This is a genomic window from Staphylococcus sp. EG-SA-2, assembly GCF_017152085.1.
Window position 1 is genome coordinate 1 of record NZ_JACYHC010000976.1, and the last position, 854, is coordinate 854.

An 854-nucleotide genomic window follows, 5' to 3' on the forward strand; every position below is an offset into this window, starting at 1 on the left:
TGGAAAGACATTGTCAACACGTCCTGCAATTGGAGACACAACTTCTCCTTCAGTTGGATTAATACCAAAACCTTCGCCCATCATTTTTTGTGCGAATACAGGATCTGGAATATCTTCAATTTTCACGTATTCTCCAGTTAATGGTGCATAAATTGCGATATCTTTCTGAACTTCTTTGCCTTTTCCGAATAATTTTTTAAACATACTTTCCACTCCTACTTATCAAAATGTGATATTAAATCGCCATAACCCAATTCTTCTAATTTTTCATATGGAATAAATTGAATTGCAGCGGAATTGATACAGTATCTTAAGCCGCCACTTTCTTTAGGTCCATCATTAAAGACGTGTCCTAAATGACTATTTGATTCTTCTGAACGCACTTCAGTTCTTACCATACCAAATGATTTGTCGACTAATTCTATAATTTCATCGTCATCAAGCGCTTTAGAAAAGCTAGGCCATCCACATTCAGAATGAAACTTTTCTTCAGATGTAAATAAAGGTTTACCAGAAATCTTATCTACATAAATCCCTTTAGCAAAATGATTCCAATATTCATTCATAAATGGTGGTTCAGTGCCATTTTCTTGTGTAACAATATATTCTATGTCTGTTAGTTCACTTTTATCTTTTTTAAGCATTTTGATTCCCCCAATGTGATTCTATAAACGCTTTTCTACCTGAACCACGTTGATATTGGTAATAATGTACCGGGTTCTTTTTATAATAATCTTGATGGTAGTCTTCAGCTGGATAGAAATTTTTATATGGTTTAATAGGTGTAATCACTGGTTTCTTGAAAATACCTTGTTCATTTAATTGTTGCTTTTTAAACTCAGCAGCCTTTTTCT

General features: G+C 33.4%; 3 protein-coding genes. All 3 read right to left on the bottom strand.

The window, feature by feature from the left end; translation table 11 throughout:
- Positions 1-204 (bottom strand): PTS glucose transporter subunit IIA (locus IDG60_RS27735; RefSeq protein WP_206160966.1); only part of this gene is annotated, 204 nt, incomplete at its 3' end.
- A gap of 11 nt (positions 205-215) precedes the next feature.
- The gene (msrB, locus tag IDG60_RS27740; protein ID WP_000913317.1) at positions 216-644 is read right to left on the bottom strand and encodes a peptide-methionine (R)-S-oxide reductase MsrB; all 429 of its coding nucleotides are present in this window, start codon (positions 642-644) and stop codon (positions 216-218) included.
- Positions 637-854, bottom strand: a 218-nt coding sequence (locus tag IDG60_RS27745) for a peptide-methionine (S)-S-oxide reductase (RefSeq protein WP_206160965.1), incomplete at its 5' end; no start/stop codon positions are given. The genes msrB and IDG60_RS27745, both read right to left, overlap by 8 nt.